11 protein-coding genes, 1 tRNA gene and 1 pseudogene are annotated in these 15,914 nt (G+C 65.0%); 12 read left to right on the forward strand and 1 reads right to left on the reverse strand.

What is annotated here, in order from left to right:
* Together Q0C23_RS03340 and Q0C23_RS03345 are read left to right on the forward strand one after the other, a co-directional pair.
* Positions 1-442, forward strand: a pseudogene (locus Q0C23_RS03340) (quinoprotein amine dehydrogenase, beta chain-like protein); the annotation flags it as partial.
* A 145-nt stretch (positions 443-587) separates the two neighbouring features.
* Positions 588-678, forward strand: a tRNA-Ser gene (locus Q0C23_RS03345).
* Between the two features lie 99 nt (positions 679-777).
* Here the strand turns inward: Q0C23_RS03345 and Q0C23_RS03350 are convergent.
* Positions 778-2,001 carry a class I SAM-dependent rRNA methyltransferase gene (locus Q0C23_RS03350; RefSeq protein WP_291510968.1) on the reverse strand — a complete coding sequence of 408 codons (1,224 nt, stop codon included), beginning with the start codon at positions 1,999-2,001 and terminating at the stop codon, positions 778-780.
* A 92-nt stretch (positions 2,002-2,093) separates the two neighbouring features.
* Between Q0C23_RS03350 and mtnA the strand changes: the two genes are divergently transcribed.
* The 10 genes from mtnA (at position 2,094) to cmk (ending at position 15,910) form a co-directional block, all read left to right on the forward strand.
* On the forward strand, positions 2,094-3,131 hold the full coding sequence (gene mtnA, locus Q0C23_RS03355) for an S-methyl-5-thioribose-1-phosphate isomerase (protein ID WP_291510969.1): 1,038 nt from the start codon (positions 2,094-2,096) through the stop codon (positions 3,129-3,131).
* A 118-nt stretch (positions 3,132-3,249) separates the two neighbouring features.
* Positions 3,250-6,054 (forward strand): bifunctional YncE family protein/alkaline phosphatase family protein, encoded by a 2,805-nt coding sequence (locus Q0C23_RS03360; protein WP_291510970.1) that lies wholly within the window; start codon positions 3,250-3,252, stop codon positions 6,052-6,054.
* Between the two features lie 107 nt (positions 6,055-6,161).
* Positions 6,162-8,705: a DNA gyrase subunit A gene (gene gyrA / locus Q0C23_RS03365; RefSeq protein ID WP_291510971.1), complete on the forward strand. Its 2,544-nt coding sequence runs from the start codon at positions 6,162-6,164 to the stop codon at positions 8,703-8,705.
* On the forward strand, positions 8,702-9,784 hold the full coding sequence (gene serC, locus Q0C23_RS03370) for a 3-phosphoserine/phosphohydroxythreonine transaminase (protein WP_291510972.1): 1,083 nt from the start codon (positions 8,702-8,704) through the stop codon (positions 9,782-9,784). Before gyrA ends, serC begins: the two co-directional genes overlap by 4 nt.
* Entirely contained in the window at positions 9,777-10,871 is a 1,095-nt protein-coding gene (gene pheA / locus Q0C23_RS03375; RefSeq protein WP_291510973.1) for a prephenate dehydratase, read from the forward strand. Before serC ends, pheA begins: the two co-directional genes overlap by 8 nt.
* Positions 10,871-11,977, forward strand: coding sequence for a histidinol-phosphate transaminase (hisC, locus tag Q0C23_RS03380; protein WP_291510974.1), 1,107 nt, complete (start codon positions 10,871-10,873; stop codon positions 11,975-11,977). Before pheA ends, hisC begins: the two co-directional genes overlap by 1 nt.
* On the forward strand, positions 11,974-12,990 hold the full coding sequence (gene aroF / locus Q0C23_RS03385; protein WP_291510975.1) for a 3-deoxy-7-phosphoheptulonate synthase: 1,017 nt from the start codon (positions 11,974-11,976) through the stop codon (positions 12,988-12,990). Before hisC ends, aroF begins: the two co-directional genes overlap by 4 nt.
* 84 nt (positions 12,991-13,074) lie before the next feature.
* Positions 13,075-13,902, forward strand: a complete 828-nt coding sequence (locus Q0C23_RS03390) for a prephenate dehydrogenase/arogenate dehydrogenase family protein (RefSeq protein ID WP_291510976.1) — start codon at positions 13,075-13,077, stop codon at positions 13,900-13,902.
* Positions 13,903-13,907: 5 nt separating this feature from the next.
* The gene (gene aroA, locus Q0C23_RS03395; RefSeq protein WP_291510977.1) at positions 13,908-15,206 is read left to right on the forward strand and encodes a 3-phosphoshikimate 1-carboxyvinyltransferase; all 1,299 of its coding nucleotides are present in this window, start codon (positions 13,908-13,910) and stop codon (positions 15,204-15,206) included.
* Complete coding sequence (cmk, locus tag Q0C23_RS03400) at positions 15,203-15,910, forward strand: (d)CMP kinase (protein WP_291510978.1); 708 nt, start codon at positions 15,203-15,205, stop codon at positions 15,908-15,910. Before aroA ends, cmk begins: the two co-directional genes overlap by 4 nt.
* Positions 15,911-15,914: the final 4 nt, after the last annotated feature.

Below are 15,914 nucleotides of genomic sequence, written 5' to 3' on the forward strand. Positions count from 1 at the left end.
CACCGAGGCGATCTTTGATCTGCCGCCGATGTCGCAGTGGGATCAGAACGCAAGCATCTTCCACGGGATCTGGACGGACCATCCGAACTTTGCGCCCACGCCCAAACCGATCCCCATCCAGATTCCCGTAGCTTTCAACCGGGGCAAGTGCACGAACGTCAAATTGCTGCGCCGAGAGGTGGGTATGACGGGCCACTCTCTGAGCGGTCAATGGTTCCGCGAGCATGAGGATGCGCTCGAGGCGCATTTACCGCCCTTAGCAAAGGATGTCCGTTACAGTCCCACCACACTTCTCAAGGTACCTGGACCGGAACAGATGAAACAGGAATGGATCGCCAGCAAGGGCAAAGCTTCCTACGAGCGGGTCATGGCCTATATCCATCATCTGGCCGCGAGCCATGGTGCGCCGGTAGCGGCGTATCGCGCTGGCGAGGACGAGTAGCGCGTGGGTGACGGTGGAGCCGTGCTTGGCGCGGCGCCCATCGTCGGCGCTCATAGAGCCGCGAGCCTGGCCGGCGAAGACTGGATTTTGCGCCGGTTTGGCGCCATTGCCAGCCAGGGCGTGCTGGGATACACTCGCCGGCCATGGAGAGGTGACCGAGCGGCCGAAGGTGCAGCACTGGAAATGCTGTGTACTCCAAAAGGGTACCGTGGGTTCGAATCCCACCCTCTCCGCCAATGTCCATCCCGTTTCACTTCTTAGCGATCCCCAAGTCCGTCCTGCCGTGTAGCTCTTGTCGCGTTCGTGGTATCGCTTGTGGACGATTCACCCGAGTTTCAGGCCCCCATGGCCTTGTCTTCCTCGCCTTCCTCGCTTTGTGCGCGTCGGAGCAGAAAGGCCTTGAGATAGCGTGCCTCAGGGACGGCGGGCGGGTAGGGGTGATCCAGATCCTGTCCGGCCTCGGCCAAGACTCGGTAGCTGCCGCGCGCCGCGCCGCGGGCGATGGCCTGGAGCAGGGCGTCGCGGCTCAGATGATAGGAGCAGGAGGCGGTAAAGAGCAGCCCGCCCGGACGCAGCAGGCGCAGGGCTAGATCGTTGAGGCGCGCGTAGGCAGCGGTGCCCTCCCGCACATCCTTGCGCGATTTGATGAGGGCTGGCGGGTCGAGGACGATGAGGTCGAAGGACTCGCCGCGATCTCGCAGCACACGCAAGCTCTCCAGCGCCTCGCCCTCCTGACTGCGAATCTGGCTCAGCCCATTGCGGCGTGCATTTTGGTCCAGCAGGGCCAGGGCCGGCGCGGAGCGATCCACCGCCAGCACCTCGACGGCCCCTGCACGTGCCAGGGGCAGGGCGAATCCGCCCAGGTAGCTGAACAGGTCCAGCACCCGCCGCCCTGGGGCAAACTGCATGAGTCGCTGACGGTTGCTACGGTGATCGTAGAACCAGCCGGTCTTTTGTCCCTGTCTGGGGTCGAGGACGAAGCTGCAACCGTTTTCGAAGACCTCCAGATGCTCCGGGACCACACCGGCGAGCACCTCGATGCGTTCCGGCAGGCCCTCGACGCTGCGGGCCACACCGCTGCCCTTGAGGAGGATTCCGCGCGGTTGCAGCAGTTCCGTGAGAGCGGCAACGATCAGGGCCAGGTCCTGCTCCATGCCCGCACTGCCCGTCTGCATCACCAGATGATCGCCATAGCGATCTACCACGAGACCCGGCAAGCCGTCTCCTTCGCCGTGGACCAGGCGGTAGAAGGGTGCGTCGAACATGGCCGCGCGCAGCTCCAGGGCATCCCGCAAGCGGCGTGCGTAGAAGGCGAGATCGATGGCTTCCTCAGGATTGCGCGTCAGGAGGCGGGCGCAGAGGAGGGCGTGGGGATTGACGTGGGCGAGTCCCAGGGGCTGGCCACGATGATCCTCGACCCGACAGACACTGCCCGGGGTGAGACCGGAAAGGGGTGTGCGGCCGACATCCACCTCATTGCTGTAGATCCAGGGGTGGCCGATCCGCAGCCGCCGGTCCTCGTTCTTCTTGAGTCGTAAAGGGGGGATGGGGTGGGCCATGGTTGTTCCTGTAATGGTTGTATTGCGTACATTTTACAGTTTGTGGGGCCTTCCGTATATTGCCTGCAAGCCCATGTCCACCGGAGAAAGCCATGTCCCCCGCCGACCAGATCCGTCCCATACGCTGGCAAAATGAAGCCCTGGAGCTCCTGGATCAGCGTCGTCTACCCGCTGAGGAGTGCTATCTGCGCCTGGAGGAGCCGGAGGCGGTGGCGACGGCCATTGCCGACATGGTCGTGCGTGGTGCACCGGCCATCGGCATCACCGCGGCCTTTGGCATGGCCCTGGCGGCGCGGCGGGTCGCGGGTAAGGTCGACTGGCGCGAGTCCCTGAATCGCAGCGCCGATTTGCTGCGCCGGGCGCGGCCGACGGCGGTGAATCTGGGCTGGGCCGTAGAGCAGCAGCTGCACAACGCCGGACTCTGCGACGATGCCACTACCGCCGGCGAGCAGCTGCTGCACTGGGCCCTCGATCTCCTGGCGCAAGATATCCGCGACAATCAGCGCATGGGCGCCCTGGGAGCCGAGGTTCTGCCGCCGGAGGGCGGTATCCTCACCCACTGCAACACCGGCAGTCTGGCCACCGGCGGCTTCGGCACCGCCTTGGGGGTGATCCGCGCCGGCATCGCTGCGGGCCGCAATTGGCGCATCTATGCCGATGAGACCCGCCCATGGCTCCAGGGCGCCCGACTCACCGCCTGGGAACTGCAAAAAGACGGCATTCCCTTTTCTGTGAATGTCGACGGCGCGGCGGGACACCTCATGGCCCGGGGCGAGATCCAGGCAGTGATCGTCGGCGCCGACCGCATCGCCGCCAATGGCGACACGGCCAACAAGATTGGTACCTATACGCTGGCGGTGCTGGCCCGTCACCATCAGATTCCCTTCTTTGTGGCGGCGCCCTTGTCGACGGTGGATTTTGCCATGAGCGATGGCAGCAGTATCGTCATCGAGGAACGGCCCGCTGCGGAAGTACGCCAGTGCGGCGGACGGGAAATGACCCCCGCCGGTGTCTCCGTGCGCAATCCTGCCTTTGATGTCACGCCGGCGGCGCTCATCGCCGCTATCATCACCGAGAAGGGTGTGGTTCGCCCGCCCTTTCTCGAGGGCCTCGCCGCCCTGGGCAAGTGATTCCGGATCCGCTCCGCGACGGCGTCTGGCCCCGTGGCGCTCGAGGAGCACTTGGCCAGAACTCATAGACGCCGTATATTGAGCCCATAAAGAATCCGGATGTGTAGGGAGCGTGGATATGGGCGTGGGACGTAGATTGCTCGGGGTAGTGCTGCTCGCTTCGGCCGTGGCGGGTTGTGCGCACACGGGCGCACCAAAAGGTCCGGAGCAGCCCGGTCCCATGGCCTATGCCCAGCCCCTGGCGGCGACAGCAGCCGCGGTCTCGGCGCAGCCACTTGGCCAGCGTCTGCCCACGGGGCAGGTAGTCCGTCCTGCCGGTGAAGCTTTGATCTGGGGTGACAAGGCCCTGGAGAATCACGCCATCGACCTCGCTCTCTCGCCCGATGGCAAGCGAGTGGCGATACTTGGGCGCTTCGATGTCGCCCTTTTCGATGTGGCGAGTCGTGAGATGCTTGCGAGCTACGCCTTCGCCACGGATGTGCAGGGTCTGGGGACCTACGGTGGTGTCGCCTGGAGTGCTGACGGCCGAGAATTCTATGTGCCGGTGTCGCAGACCGACCGCAAGTTCAAGACGCCCAGCGATGGCGCGATTCTAGGCTTTCGCCCCGAGCGTGACGCCCAAGGACGCTGGCACTTGCCGCTGCCACGCTTTGTGGCCGTGTTTGCGCCGGAGCGCGATCGCCCCGCCTTGCCTACCGCCCTGACCCCGGCGGCCGATGGACGTCACCTGCTGGTGGCCCTCAATGGTCAGACCGCCATCGCCCGGATCGACCCCGAATCGGGTCGAATCCAGCGACTGCCTCTGCGGGAAGGGCGCTGGCCCAGCAGCCTCACGGAAAAGGATGGCAGGATCTTCGTGACCGAGTGGGCGGGGCTACCGCCCAAGGATCTGCGCTCGGCCGGCTTTGGCGGCTGGAACGATTACGCTCTCAAACTGCAGGAGTCGGTACGCGTGGACGGGACCACCGACGTGGCGCGGGAGGGTTTCGTGGAGGTTCTGGGTGCCGACGGGCAGAGCCTGAAGCGTTTGCAGGTGGGGCTCTCACCCATCGGCCTCACCCAGCATCCGGAGCGTCCCTTCGTCTACGTGGCCGATGCCGGCAGTGACACGGTCTCGGTCATCGATACCCAGCGCCTGGAGGTCGTCGAGCGCATTCCGATGGGTCTGCCCGGGACGGCCTACGGCGTGGTACCCACGGCCATCCTGGCCAGTCCTGATGGCGAACATGTCCTGGTGGCACTGGGGCGGCTCAATGCCCTGGCCTGGGTTCGTCTGGGCCGGGACAGCGGTGGGAGCGGTGCTGTCCCCCGTAGTCGGGTGGAGGGTTACGTCCCCGTGGGCGAGTACCCCACAGGCCTCGCCTGGGCGGATGCAGGACGGTCGCTTTGGGTAACCAACCTGGAAGGCTTCGGCCCCTACGCCACCGTGCCCAGCGGCTTCGACAAGGCCTTTCGCAGCGATTATCCACGCCCCGGCGAGCTTGAGGGTTTCGGTACCGACGGCAGCTACAATGCCCACCGTCAACAGAATGTACTCTCGGTCGTGCCTTGGCCGCCAAGCTCTGCTCAGCTGCTCCGTTGGACCCAGCAGGTGACGGCCGACCGTTTCCTAAGCGCCGCCCGCAGCCATGCCGCAGCCCTGCAGCAGCTGCCGCGTCCGGGAGTAAAGCCTCGGCCCATTCCGGAGCGGCTGGGCGAGCCATCGGTCTTTCACCACGTGGTCTACATCATCAAGGAAAATCGCACCTACGATCAGGTGCTGGGCGATCTGTCCCAGGGGCAGGGAGACCCGCAGCTGACGGTGTTTGGGCGCAGCATAACTCCCAACCACCACGCTCTGGCCGAAGAGTTTGCGCTGCTGGACCAATACTTTCTGCCGGCCAAGAGTTCCGCCGAGGGGCACCCCTGGGCCACCACGGCCTTCCTCAGCGATTACGTCCAGCGCAATGTACGTGCCTGGTTCCGCGGCTATCCCCACACCATCCTCGACGCGCTGGTGCCGCCCAAGACGGGGTACCTGTGGGACGCGGCACTGGCGCGTGGTCTGTCGGTGCGAATCTACGGTGAGGCGACTCTGCCGGTGATGGCGCAGAAGCATCTCACCTGGCTCGACCTCTGGCAGTTGCGAGAGGAGGGCCGCCTGCCGGAAGCATTGGGCGTCGAGGGCACTATCCCTGCCGTACTGCAGCATGGCCATCCGCTCTATCCCGGCGAGGATTATCGCTTTTCCGATCAGTTTCGTGCCGATCTCTTGCTCCAGGATCTCGCCCGCTTCGAGGCCCAAGGTCAGATGCCGAATCTGCTCATCGTCGCGCTCCCCAACGATCACACCGCCGGCATGAAGCCCTACTTTCCGCAACCGCAGGCGATGATGGCGGACAATGACCTGGCTCTGGGGCGCATCGTCGAGGCCTTGTCGCGCTCGCGTTTCTGGTCCGATACGGTGATTTTCGTGACCGAGGACGATGCCCAGGATGGCTGGGATCACCTCTCGCCCTTTCGCAGCCTTGGCTACGTCATCAGTCCGTATTCACGGCTGGGGCGGGTCGAGCACCATTTCTACAGCCAACTGGACATGTTGCGCACCATGGAACAGATCCTGGGGATTGCGCCCATGAATCTCATGGATCTGGCGGCGCGACCCATGATGGAGCTCTTTGGCGACCGTGCCGATCTGCGGCCTTATCAGCTGCGTCCCGCCACCCTCGCTCTGGATACCATGAATCCCGTCGCACCCCTGGCGGGTCGTGCTCCCTACCGCGATCCTTTGGGCCGGGAGCTCTATGCCAAGGCCCTGGCTATGGCAGCGCGCATCGACGACCCCGACCAGGACGAGCTCATGAACCGGATGATCTGGTACGCAGTCAAGGGCACGGCCCCCTACCCGGTGCAGGAACGGCGGATCTCCGCCAAGGACGACTGAAGCCCGCTCTCGCGAAGCCTGCGGTTCGACGGAGGGGAGCAGTCGCGCCCCAAAGGCGAACATGGCATAATGTCGGGATGCTCTGTGTAGAAGGATAAGCAGCGTCCATGGTGGACTTCGCCAAAGAAACCATCCCCGTCAGTCTCGAAAAGGAAATGCGCCAGTCCTACCTCGATTACGCCATGAGCGTCATCGTCGGTCGGGCTCTGCCGGACGCCCGGGATGGTCTGAAGCCTGTGCACCGGCGGGTGCTCTACGCCATGCACGAGATGGGCAACGATTGGAACAAGCCCTACAAGAAGTCCGCCCGTGTGGTGGGCGATGTGATCGGCAAGTATCACCCCCACGGTGATGTAGCGGTCTACGACACCATCGTGCGCATGGCCCAGGACTTTTCCATGCGTTATCCCCTCATCGACGGCCAGGGCAACTTCGGCTCCGTGGATGGTGACAGCCCGGCGGCCATGCGTTACACCGAAGTGCGCATGTCCCGCATCGCCCACGAGATGCTCGCCGATATCGAGCGCGAGACCGTGGATTTTGGCCCCAACTACGACGAGAAGGAAGTGGAGCCGCAGGTGCTGCCGGCGCGCATACCCAACCTGCTCATCAACGGTTCGGCGGGTATTGCCGTGGGTATGGCCACCAATATCCCGCCCCACAATCTCAGCGAAGTCCTGAGCGCCTGCATTGCCCTGGTGGACGACGACGATCTGCCCGATAGCGAGCTGTTCCGGCTGGTGCCGGCGCCGGACTTCCCCACGGCGGGGATCCTTCTGGGTAACGAAGGAGCCATCGAGGCCTACCGTAGTGGGCGCGGGCGCGTGGTCATGCGGGCGCGGGCGGAGATCGAGACCGATGCCAAAAGCGGGCGGCAGACCATTGCCGTCAGCGAGCTGCCCTATCAGGTCAACAAGGCCAAGCTCATCGAGCGCATCGCCGAGATGGTCAAGGAAAAGCGCCTGGAGGGTATCAGCGACCTGCGCGACGAGTCGGATAAGTCCGGCATGCGTATCGCCATCGAACTCAAGCGCGATGCCAACGCCGAGGTGGTGCTCAACAACCTCTATCAGCACACCGCCTTGCAGAGCGTCTTCAACATCAACATGGTCGCCCTGTTGGACGGCGCGCCTCAGACCCTGGGCCTGCGCGACGCCCTGAAGGCCTTCTTGCGCCATCGGCGGGAGGTGGTGACCCGGCGCAGTATCTTTGAACTCAAAAAGGCCAGGGACCGTGCCCACATCCTGGAAGGTCTGGCCGTGGCCCTGGTCAATCTCGACCCCCTTATCGCCCTCATCCGGGCCGCCGCCAGTCCCGCCGAAGCCAAGGCGCAGATGCTTGCACGGGTGTGGGAGCCGGGTCTGGTGGCCGCATTGCTGGCCGAGCGCGGTGAGCCCTCGGCGGGGCTGCAGGCGGACGGCTATCACCTGTCCGAGGCCCAGGCCCAGGCCATCCTCGATCTGCGTCTGCACCGCCTGACGGGGCTGGAGCAGGACAAGATCCGCGAGGAATATCTGGGCTTGCTGGAGCGGATCCGCGAGCTTCTGGAGATTCTGGGCTCCGATGCCCGGCTCATGGCCGTGATCCGGGCCGAGCTCGTGGCTATCCGCGACCAGTACGGGGATGCGCGCCGCAGCGAGATCATCGCCGACACCGGTGCCATCGCCACCGAGGACCTCATCGCCGAAGAGAACATGGTGGTGACCTTCACGCACGCTGGCTACATCAAGGCCCAGCCCGTCACCACCTTCAACGCGCAGCGGCGGGGCGGGCGGGGCAAGGTGGCCACGACCACCAAGGAAGAGGATTTCGTTGAGCGGATGTTCTGCGCCTCTACCCACGCCACGGTGCTGTTCTTCAGCAATCTTGGCAAGGTTTTCTGGCAGAAGGTCTACCAGCTTCCGCAAAGCGGCCGTAGTGCGCGGGGCAAGCCCATCGTCAATCTGTTGTCCTTGGCCCCCAGCGAAGGCATCACCACCGTGCTGCCGGTGCGGGAGTTCCAGGAGGGCCAGTTCGTCTGCATGGTCACCGCCCACGGCGTGGTCAAGAAGACGCCGCTCATGGAGTATTCCCGTCCCCGCAGTCAGGGAATCAATGCCATCAACCTGGACCCAGGCGACCGTCTGGTGGCCGTCTGTCTGTCCGATGGTCAGCGCGAGTTCATGCTCTTCACGCGCAAAGGTATGGCCGTGCGCTTCCCCGAAGACAAGGTCCGACCCATGGGGCGGACGGCGCGCGGGGTGCGTGGAATCTCCCTGGATGCCGACGATCGCGTCATATCGGCGCAGATCGTCGATCCCCGTCAGGTCATCCTCACCGCTACCGCCCGTGGCTACGGCAAGCTGACCAATGTCGAGGAGTACCGCCGTACCAACCGCGGCGGCAAAGGCGTCATCGCCATTCAGACCAATGCCCGCAACGGTCCGGTGGTGGGTGCACTGGCCGTCACGGAGTCGGACGAACTCATGCTGGTATCCAACAGCGGCACCCTCATCCGCATTGCCGTGCAGGGGATCCGCCGCACCGGACGCAATGCGCAGGGGGTACGCCTCATCCATCTGGCCGCAGACGAGCAGTTGGCGGGTCTCGCCCTCATTGCCGATGCTCAGGAAGATGCGGGTCAGTGCGATTTTGACCTGGAGACCGAATGAGTCGGACGATCTACAATTTTGGCGCGGGACCGGCGCTCCTGCCGGCGCCGGTCATGGCGCGGGTGCAGGAAGAATTTCGCGATTGGCACGGCAGCGGTATGTCGGTGCTGGAAATGAGCCATCGTGGCAAGGAATATCAAGGCATCATCCAACAGGCGGAGCAGGATCTGCGGGACCTGCTGGCCATCCCCGACCACTATCGGGTGCTCTTTCTGCAGGGCGGAGCCAGTCTCCAGTTTGCCATGGTCCCCCTCAATCTGCTGGCGGGCCGGACAGCGGCCTACGTCGAGACGGGTGTGTGGTCGCGCAAGGCCAGTCAGGAGGCGCGGCGGTTTGGCGAGGTGGCCATTGCCGCCAGCAATGCCGAGGGCGCGCGCGAGGTGCCGCCGCAGAAGGAGTGGCAGTTACCCGAGGACTGCGCCTATCTGCACATAGCCGGTAACGAGACCATCGACGGTATCGAGTTCGACTTTATCCCGGAGCTGGGGGAGGTGCCCTTGGTGAGCGATGCCTCCTCGCACCTACTGTCGCGGCCGCTGCCGGTGGAACGTTTCGGTCTCATCTACGCCGGCGCCCAGAAGAACATCGGGCCGGCGGGCCTTACCTTGGTCATCGTGCGTGAGGATCTGCTGGGGCGGGCCGACTCCCGCACCCCCACCATGCTGGATTATGCCGTGCACGCCCGCGAGCACTCCATGTATAACACTCCGGCTACCTTCGCCATTTACGTTGCCGGTCTGGTATTCCAGTGGCTCAAGGATCTGGGCGGTCTGTCGGCCATGGAAAAGATCAACCGGACCAAGGCAGAGCTCCTCTACAGGGCCATCGACGACTCCGGCGGCTATTACCGCAATACCGTGACGCCGCGCAATCGCTCGCGCATGAATGTGCCTTTCTTTCTGCACGACAGTGCCCTGGATGCCCGCTTTCTGGAGGAGTCCCAGGCTGCCGGGCTGCTGCAGCTCAAGGGCCATCGCCTGCTGGGGGGCATGCGCGCCTCCATCTACAACGCCATGCCCCTGGAGGGGGTGGAGGCGCTGGTGGCCTTCCTGCGCGATTTCGCTGCCCGCCATGGCTGAAGGCCTTCCCAGCCTCCCCGCAGAGCTTGCATCGCTACGCGCCGAGATCGATCGGGTCGACTCGGAGATCCTGAAGCTTCTGGGAGAGCGCGGACGGCTGACGGCGGAAGTCGGAAAGCGCAAGCACGCCGCCGGGACCACCCAATACTATCATCCGGATCGGGAGGCCGAGATCCTGCACCGCGTCATGGCGGACAACCCCGGTCCTTTCAGCGACCAGCAGGTGGCCCGGATATTTCGGGAGATCATCTCGGCAGGTCTGGCGCTGGAGGAGCCGCTGAGGGTGGCCTACCTCGGCCCCGAGGGTACCTTCTCGCAGATGGCGGCAGAAAAGCATTTCGGTCGCTCCGCGCAATTTCATCCCGTCACCAGCATTGCCGAGATCTTTCGCGAGGTGGATGGTGGACAGGTACCTTTTGGCGTGGTGCCGGTGGAAAACAGCACCGAAGGCTCCGTCAACCTCAGTCTCGATCTCATGCTCGATCACCCGCTGCAGATCTGTGGCGAGGTGCAACTACGCATCGTCCATAATCTGGTCGGGCGCGGTCCGCGCAGCGCCATCCGCCGAGTCCACGTCCACTACCAGACGCGGGCCCAGTGTCGTCTGTGGCTGGCGGAACACCTGCCGCAGGTGGAGCTCTGCGACGCCCCCAGCAATGCCGAGGCGGCCCGACGTGCCGCCGTCGATCCGGAAAGTGCGGCCATCTCCACACAGCGGGCAGCGGAACTGGCGGGAGTGGACATCCTGGTGCCCGGCATCGAGGATCAGCCGGACAACACCACCCGGTTCTGGGTCATCGGCGGCATCAGCACCCGCCCGACGGGCGCCGACAAGACCAGTCTCGTGGTGGCGGGTGCGCATCGGGCCGGCAGTCTGCACCACCTGCTGTCGCCCTTTGCCGAGGCCGAGCTCAACCTGACGCGTATCGAATCGCGGCCGGCCCGCGCCAATATCTGGGAATACGTCTTCTACCTCGACTTCCTCGGCCATCGTCTGGAACCGCGGGTGGCCGCAGTCCTCCAGCGTATCGAGGCCCAGGCGTCTTTCTATCGGTGTTTGGGGAGCTATCCCCGGGCGGTGTTCTGATGCAGGACAATCCTTATCTGGAATGGGCCGTGCCGGCCCTGGCGCAGCTACGTCCCTACCAACCCGGCAAGCCCCTGGCCGAGCTGGAACGCGAGCTGGGTATTCGCGGGGCCATCAAGCTTGCTTCCAACGAGAATCCCCTGGGGCCAAGCCCCAAGGCCCTGGCCGCTATCAGCGAGGCCCTGCCGACACTCGCCCTCTATCCCGAAGGCGCAGTCCCGCAGCTACGACAGGCCTTGGCGGAAGCTCTCCAGCTGGATCCCCGGCAGCTGATCTTTGGCAACGGGTCGGACCAGATCATCGAGCTCCTGTGCCGTGCCTTTGCCGGTCCGGGGCGTGAGGTCATCCTGTCCCAGTACGCCTTTGCCGCTTACGGTATTGCGGCGCGATCCGTCGGAGCGACGGTGCGGGAGGCTCCGGCACAGGCCTTTGCCCACGATCTCGACGCCATGGCCGGCCTCATCAACGGCCACACCCGTCTCATCTTCATCGCCAACCCCAACAATCCCACGGGCACCTGGTGGCGAGCGGCGGAGCTGGAACGGTTCCTGGCCAGCGTGCCGGCTCACGCCCTGGTGGTCATCGACGAGGCCTACGCGGAACTCATGGAAGATCCGCAATATCCCGATGCCCTGGCCTTTCTGTCGCGCTTCGAGAACGTGGTAGTGCTGCGCACCTTCTCCAAGGCCTACGGTCTGGCGGGTCTGCGCTGCGGCTATGGTGTCGCGCGGGCGGGGCTCATCGCGCTTCTGGAACGCATGCGTCAGCCCTTCAACGTCAATACCCTGGCGCAGGTGGCTGCGCTGGCTGCCCTGGGCGACCAGACCCACCTCGCGGCCACTCGGGACAACAACCGCCTCGGTCTGCAGCAGCTGCAGCGTGGGCTGCTCGCCCTGGGATTGACAACCCTGCCGGCGGCAGGCAACTTTATCACCTTTTTTGCGCCCGGGGGCGGGCGGCAGGTCTACGAAGCCCTGCTGCGGCGCGGTGTCATCGTCCGTCCCCTCGAGCCCTATGGTCTGTCCGAATACCTTCGGGTCAGTGTCGGCACGCCAGAGGAAAATCAACGCTTCTTGCAGAGCTTGGGCGAGGTGCTTTCGTCATGATCGTCATTGTCAAACCCGATGCCACGGCGGCGCAGTTGGAGCAGCTGCTGGGTCGGATCCGTGAGCTGGGTCTCACCCCCATGGTCAGTCAGGGGGCCGAGCGCACCGTGGTGGGCCTTATCGGTGACGAGCGCCTGGTCAGCGACGGCGTCCTCGAGTCCTTGCCCGCGGTAGAACAGGTCATGCCCATCTTGAAACCCTATAAACTGGTCAGCCGAGAATTCAAAAAGACCGACAGTATCGTCGAGGTGCGAGGCATTCCCTTCGGTGGGCCCGAGATCCAGGTCATCGCCGGTCCCTGCTCGGTGGAGACGGCCGAACAGATGCGCAAGGCGGCGGAGGCGGTGCGGGCGGCGGGCTGCCGCCTCATGCGCGGCGGTGCCTTCAAGCCGCGCACCAGTCCCTATACCTTCCAAGGCGTCGGCGATGAAGGTCTGGACTTTTTCCGCGAGGCGGCCGATGCCTACGACCTGCCCATCGTCACCGAGCTCATGGACGTCCGCAAGATCGACGTCTTTTTGGAAAAGAAGGTGGATGTCATCCAGATCGGCACCCGCAACATGCAGAACTTCGATCTGCTCAAAGAGGTGGGACGCCTGAACGTGCCCGTCATCCTCAAGCGGGGCATGAGCGCCACCATCAAGGAATGGCTGATGGCGGCGGAGTACATCGCCGCCCACGGCAACCACCGGATCATCTTTGCCGAGCGCGGCATCCGTACCTTTGAGACCCAGTACCGCAATGTGCTGGATGTCACCGCCATCCCGGTGCTCAAAAAGGAGACCCACCTGCCCGTCATCGTCGATCCCAGCCACGCGGGCGGCAAGGCGGCGCTGGTGGCACCGCTGGCCAAGGCGGCCATTGCCGCCGGTGCCGATGGTCTGCTCATCGAGTCCCACCCCTGTCCCGAGGAGGCTTGGTGCGATGCCGATCAGGCACTGAGTCCCGAGCAGTTGACGCAGCTGATGGGGGAACTGCGACGGGTAGCCGAGGCCATCGGGCGCACGCTGTAGGGTCGGGAGCACACCATTTCCACCTCGTGGCCGTTTCGTACCGTCGCCGTCCTCGGCCTTGGCCTCATGGGCGGAAGCCTGGCCTTGGCCTTGCGCCGGAGCGGCTATGTCGGTGTGCTGCTGGGGGCCGGCGGCAGTCCGGAGGATCTAGGTCTTGCCGCTGCGGCAAGGTACCCGGCGGCGGATGGAACGGCGCCGGTATTCGATCGCTGCAGCGATGATCCGGCGCAGCTGCCCTGGGCCACGGTGGATCTCGTGGTACTGGCGACGCCGCCGGCGGCACTCCCCGAGATGTTCCGACGCCTGCGGGAGTGGATTCCGGCGACGACGGTGGTGACGGATCTGGCCAGCGTCAAGGGCGAAATCGTCGCCACCGGCGCCGCGTTGCTGGGCAGGCGCTATCTCAGCGCGCACCCCTTGGTAGGCGGCGAACGCCACGGTTTTGCGGCGGCCACGGGAGACCTTTATGCCGAAGCTCTGGTCCTGCTCACGCCGGGTGCAGCGGGCGCCGACGAGCGGGCGCTGGGCTTGGTACCGTTCTGGGAAGGCCTTGGTTGCCGAGTGCGGACGATGTCGCCGGCGGAGCACGACGATGCTCTGGCGGCCACTAGCCACCTGCCGCACCTGCTGGCTTATGCCTTCATGGCCAGCCTGGGTGACAGCGACGCCCTGCGTGACCTGGGCGGCAGTGGCCTGAGGGATTTCAGCCGAATCGCCGAGAGCGACCCCGCGCTCTGGACCGACATCCTCCTGCACAACCGGGAAGCCGTACGGCGGCGCCTGCAGGCCTTGCGCCACACCCTGGATGATCTCGACGCGGCACTGGCCGAGGCGCGCGCGCCAGCCCTGGAAGAGGTCCTTGCCAGAGCGCGAAGCCGTCGGCAACAATTTCATTTTCCACCTCGTACGTGAGATTTATGGACTATAAGGTCAATGCCGGTGGCTGCCTGCGCGGCCAGATCACCGTCCCCGGCGACAAATCGATTTCCCACCGCGTCGTCATGCTGGGCGCCATAGCCGAGGGTGTGACCGAAGCCGATGGATTGCTCGAGGGCGCGGACGTTCTGGCCACCATCGCCGCGTTCCGCAGCATGGGGGTCCGCATCGATGGACCCCGACAGGGGCATCTGCGCATCGAGGGGGTCGGTCTGCACGGCCTGCGGGCCCCCGCCGACACCATCGACTGCGGCAACTCCGGTACGGCCATGCGACTACTCACGGGTTTGTTGGCGGGGCAGAGCTTCGACTCGACCCTGACCGGCGATGACAGCCTGCGGCGGCGACCCATGGGGCGGGTGCTTACGCCGCTGGCGCAGATGGGTGCCGAGATCCACGCTCAGGACGGGCGCGCGCCCCTTCACATCCACGGCCGTCCCCTGCGTGGTATCCACTACGATCTGCCCGTGGCCAGCGCCCAGGTCAAGTCGGCGGTCCTGCTTGCGGGTCTCTACGCTACCGGCGACACCTGCGTGCGCGAACCGGCGCCTACCCGCGACCATAGCGAACGCATGCTCCAGGGCTTCGGCCAGTCGCTGCGCGTGGATGGTGCGCAGCGCTGCCTGAGCCCGGGCGCGCATCTGCGGGGACAGAGCCTGCGGGTGCCCGGGGATATTTCCTCCGCGGCCTTCTTCCTGCTGGGTGCCAGTATCGCAGCGAAATCCGATCTCTTGCTGGAAGGGGTAGGTATCAACCCCACCCGCACCGGCATCGTCGAGATCCTCACGCGGATGGGAGCGCGTATCGATCTCCTGCGTCTGCGTGAGGTGGGCGGGGAGCCGGTTGCCGACCTGCGCGTGCGTCACGCACCTTTGCGCGGAATCGACATCCCCGCCCGTCTGGTACCTCTGGCCATCGATGAGTTTCCGGCCATTTTCATCGCCGCCGCTGCCGCCGATGGCGTGACCCGCATCCGCGGGGCCGAAGAACTCCGGGTCAAGGAGAGCGATCGCATCGCCGTCATGGCCGCCGGTCTGCGCAGCCTGGGAATCGTGGTGGAAGAACTCGCCGACGGCGCCATCATCCACGGCGGTGCCTTGGGCGCCGGCGAGGTGGACAGCCACGGTGACCATCGCATCGCCATGGCCTTTGCCATGGCCGGGCTCATCGCCCGCGGACCCATCCACATCCGCGATTGCGCCAACGTCGCCACGTCTTTCCCGAATTTTCCGGAACTGGCCCGCGCCGCCGGCCTCGATCTCGAGGTACAGTCCTCGTGACGGCATCGGTGCCGGTCATTACCCTGGACGGGCCGGGAGGCGTCGGCAAGGGTACCCTTGGTCGCCACCTGGCACGCCGACTGGGCTGGCACCTCCTGGACAGCGGCGCCATCTACCGCGCGACGGCTCTGGCCGCGGCACGGGCGCAGGTAGATCTGGAGGATGTCCAGGGCTTGGTGGCCCTCGCTCGGGATCTGCCCTTGCGCTTTGTCGAGGCGGGCGATGAAACCCAGATCTGGCTCGGCGACGAACGCATCGATATCGCCATCCGCAGCTCGGACGTGGGGCAGTGGGCCTCGCGCATCGCGGCATTGGCACCTCTGCGCGCTGCACTGTTGCAGCGGCAGCGGGATTTTCGCCAGCCCCCGGGTCTGGTGGCGGATGGTCGCGACATGGGTACGGTGGTGTTCCCCGATGCGGGACTCAAGGTTTTTCTCACCGCCAGTGTCGAGGTACGCGCCGCGAGGCGGCTAAAACAGTTGATGGAACAGGGAAGTAGTGCTAATCTGGCGACCATCGCAGCAGAGATCGCCGAGCGGGATCGTCGGGATCGTGAGCGCAGTGTCGCCCCTTTGGTGGCGGCCACGGATGCACGGGTCCTGGACACCAGCCAGCTGAGTGTTGCAGAAAGTTTTCGGGTCCTTGAAGGTTGGGTGGTTGACGCCTTCGGGGAGATTTTCGTCCGCCAGTCCGCTGGCATATGAGCAG

Source organism: Acidithiobacillus sp., from assembly GCF_023256195.1.
Classification (GTDB): Bacteria; Pseudomonadota; Gammaproteobacteria; order Acidithiobacillales; family Acidithiobacillaceae; genus Acidithiobacillus_A.

What these genes read in the sequence shown, in the direction of transcription:
- serC (WP_291510972.1), top strand. Translation starts at nt 8,702, where the DNA reads ATGAGTCGGACGATCTACAATTTTGGCGCGGGACCGGCGCTCCTGCCG.
- aroA (WP_291510977.1), top strand. Translation starts at nt 13,908, where the DNA reads ATGGACTATAAGGTCAATGCCGGTGGCTGCCTGCGCGGCCAGATCACC.
- aroF (WP_291510975.1), top strand. Translation starts at nt 11,974, where the DNA reads ATGATCGTCATTGTCAAACCCGATGCCACGGCGGCGCAGTTGGAGCAG.
- Q0C23_RS03350 (WP_291510968.1), bottom strand. Translation starts at nt 2,001, where the DNA reads ATGGCCCACCCCATCCCCCCTTTACGACTCAAGAAGAACGAGGACCGG.
- hisC (WP_291510974.1), top strand. Translation starts at nt 10,871, where the DNA reads ATGCAGGACAATCCTTATCTGGAATGGGCCGTGCCGGCCCTGGCGCAG.
- pheA (WP_291510973.1), top strand. Translation starts at nt 9,777, where the DNA reads ATGGCTGAAGGCCTTCCCAGCCTCCCCGCAGAGCTTGCATCGCTACGC.
- mtnA (WP_291510969.1), top strand. Translation starts at nt 2,094, where the DNA reads ATGTCCCCCGCCGACCAGATCCGTCCCATACGCTGGCAAAATGAAGCC.
- Q0C23_RS03360 (WP_291510970.1), top strand. Translation starts at nt 3,250, where the DNA reads ATGGGCGTGGGACGTAGATTGCTCGGGGTAGTGCTGCTCGCTTCGGCC.
- gyrA (WP_291510971.1), top strand. Translation starts at nt 6,162, where the DNA reads ATGGTGGACTTCGCCAAAGAAACCATCCCCGTCAGTCTCGAAAAGGAA.